This is a genomic window from Castellaniella sp. (genome assembly GCF_034674885.1).
In the GTDB taxonomy this organism is placed as follows: domain Bacteria; phylum Pseudomonadota; class Gammaproteobacteria; order Burkholderiales; family Burkholderiaceae_B; genus Castellaniella.
The window spans coordinates 1-2,929 of the sequence record NZ_JAUCDS010000053.1 but is presented as its reverse complement, the minus strand read 5'-3'; the positions used below and the strand labels follow the sequence as shown (position 1 = coordinate 2,929).

Sequence of the window (2,929 nt, the reverse complement as noted above, 5' to 3'; positions counted from 1 at the left end):
TCTTCCGTGAGTCCTGTCGCCGTGCCGGGCTTGCTGCCGCACAGGCAGCTGAGAAATCTACAAAAACCAGGGCGAGCAAGTAGGCATCGTTCGCTGTCACACAGGCAGCTGAGAAAACAGGGGGTGCGACAGCGCTGGCCGTGGCGGTAATGTGTGCAAGCAGCGAAGGAGCGCTGAGCTCAGGCCCTCACTTTAGGCTTCCGCCATTTCTCGCTCGGCTGCTTTTGCCAGGAACGCGGAGCGCGATAAATGCTGGGCCTTGGCCATGGCATCGATGCGATGCACCAGGTTTTCCGGCAGGCTGATGTTCAGGCGAACGGCCTTGGTATTGACCTTGGACAGGTCGATATCCACCATCATCCAGAAGCCGCCCTCGAAGTCCTCGTGACCCTCCCAGGCTTCGGGTGCGCTGGGCCCGGGGATCGCTTCGGTTTCGCCATGGAAGTGCGCCTCGACGGCTTCCTGGGCGGCGCGGGGCAGGTCCTGCAATTCGTCGGCGCCGGCAAAGCAGCCGGGGAAGTCGGGGAAGGACGCGCCGTAGGCGCTGTCGCGGTCCTTGTGCACGTGGATCGGATAGAGCATTGGGGGTTTCTCCTGGCCGGGTCGTTTATCGGAGACCGGCCTGTTTGAGGATGCTGCGTTGTGTCGGTAGGGGCAGGTCCTTCTTGGGGTGGGGCACCGTGACCTTGCCGGGCTTGGCCGGATGCTTGAACTGGTGATGCGACCCAACGGTATGCACCAGATACCAGCCGTCGGCCTTCAGTTGCTTGATAAGGTCTGCGCTGTTCATTTGTGTAATTATACACAATACACAAGAATACACAATAGCGATAGGAACTGGAGAAAGCCGGTATTCAACAAAGATCGGGTGACGGTTGGAAAGGGCTGTGTCACAGCGGGTCGCTGCGGGTGGATACAATGCGCAGATGTCTGTTTTCCCCCGAGGATCGAACATCATCATGCCCGAGTCGCACGCATCGCTGAAGGAACTCACCCTGCGGGGCGTGGTTCTGGGCGCCTTGATCACCCTGGTGTTCACCGCATCCAACGTCTACCTGGGCCTGAAGGTGGGCCTGACCTTCGCGTCCTCGATCCCGGCGGCGGTGATTTCCATGGCGGTCCTGCGGGCGTTCCGGGACTCCAATATCCTGGAGAACAATATCGTCCAGACGCAGGCGTCCGCGGCGGGCACATTGTCCGCCGTCATTTTCGTGTTGCCGGCGCTGCTGATGATGGGGTACTGGACGGGCTTCCCCCTGCTGCAGACCGCCATGATCTGCGCCTGCGGCGGGATCCTGGGCGTGGTGTTCACCGTGCCGCTGCGGCGTGCGCTGGTCGTCAACAGCGATCTGCCGTATCCGGAAGGCGTGGCCGCGGCCGAGATTCTCAAGGTCGGGCAGAATCCGGGCGAGGGCGCGGAAAACCGGCAGACCGGGGGGTTGCGCGACATCGTGGCCGGCGGTGTGCTGGCGGGCGGTTTCAGCCTGCTGACGGGCGGCCTGCGGCTGGCCGGCGACAGCGTAGGCTATTGGTTCAGCGTCGGGCGCGCCGTATTCCAGTTGCCCCTGGGCCTGTCCTTCGCCTTGGTCGGCGCGGGGTATCTGGTCGGTATCGTCGGCGGCGTGGCGATGCTGCTGGGCGTGGTGCTGTCCTGGGGCATCGCCGTCCCCTGGCTGACGTCGCTCGCGCCCATGCCCGACGGCGCCAGCCTGGCAAGCTTCGCCACCGGCATCTGGGTCTCCAAAGTGCGCCTGATCGGCGCCGGCATGATCGCCGTGGCGGCCGTCTGGACCTTGCTGACGCTGATCCGGCCCATGATCGAAGGCATGCGGATTTCGCTGTCGGTGCTGAAGCGCGGGTCGGGCGAATCGGGGCAGGACCGCACCGACGCCGACCTGCCGCCCGGGCTGCTGCTGAAGCTGACGCTGCTCATGATCCTGCTGCTGGGCGCGACGTTCCAGTCCTTCGTGGCGGACTCCGGACTGCCCACGATGGCCGCCTGGTCCCTGGTGGTGGCCGGCGTCATGCTGGCCTTCGTCTTCGGCTTCCTGGTGGCGGCCGCTTGCGGCTACATGGCGGGCCTGGTGGGCTCGTCGGCCAGTCCGATCTCCGGCATTGCCGTGATCGCCATCCTGGCCTCATCCATGATCTTCATTGGTATCGGCCAGGCCCAGGACCTGCTGGGCAGGCCCGAATCCGTGCGTTTCATGACGGCGCTGGCGTTGTTCTGCACCTCGGTCGTCGTGGCCGTGGCGGCGATTTCCAACGACAACCTGCAGGACCTGAAGACGGGCTGGCTGGTGCATGCGACCCCGTGGCGGCAACAGACGGCGCTGATCATCGGCTGCGTGATCGGCGCGGTGACGATCCCGCCGGTGTTGGAACTGCTCTACGAGGCCTACGGCTTCATCGGCAGCCTGCCGCGCGAGAGCATGGATCCCGCCCAGGCCCTGGCCGCGCCGCAGGCCTCGCTCATGATCACCATCGCGCAGGGCCTGTTCAGCCACACGCTCGACTGGACGTATATCCGCATCGGTGTGCTGGTGGGGGCGGTGCTGATCGTCTTCGACCGGGTCCTGGGCCGATGCAGCCGGTTTCGCGTGCCGCCGCTGGCGGTGGCCATGGGCGTTTACCTGCCTCCCACGGTGGCCACGGCGCTGTTCGTCGGCGCCTTGATCTCGTGGTTCGTGCGGGGCCGCGTCCGCGCCCAGGCGCTGCAGTCCGGTGCGGACCGCGCCCGGTGCGAGCAGGCAAGCGAACGCACGGGCACGCTGTTCGCCTCGGGCCTGATCGTGGGCGAGAGCCTGGTGGGCGTCGTGCTGGCCATCGTGATCGTGGGTTCCATGGCATCCGGTGGCGGCGATGCGCCGCTGGCCGTGGCGGGGCCCGGGTTCGCATCGGCCGCCACCGTCATCGGGCTGCTGGCCTT

3 protein-coding genes are annotated in these 2,929 nt (G+C 65.7%); 1 reads left to right on the top strand and 2 read right to left on the bottom strand.

The features are described from left to right. Nucleotides 1–192: 192 nt before the first annotated feature. Nucleotides 193–582, bottom strand: coding sequence for a type II toxin-antitoxin system HicB family antitoxin (locus tag VDP74_RS15280; RefSeq protein WP_323000491.1), 390 nt, complete (start codon nucleotides 580–582; stop codon nucleotides 193–195). Nucleotides 583–607: 25 nt separating this feature from the next. Continuing rightward, nucleotides 608–790, bottom strand: coding sequence for a type II toxin-antitoxin system HicA family toxin (locus VDP74_RS15275; RefSeq protein ID WP_323000490.1), 183 nt, complete (start codon nucleotides 788–790; stop codon nucleotides 608–610). A 169-nt stretch (nucleotides 791–959) separates the two neighbouring features. On the opposite strand from VDP74_RS15275, the gene VDP74_RS15270 reads away from it, so the two are divergent. Then, nucleotides 960–2,929, top strand: a 1,970-nt coding sequence (locus VDP74_RS15270; RefSeq protein WP_323000489.1) for an OPT family oligopeptide transporter, incomplete at its 3' end; no start/stop codon positions are given.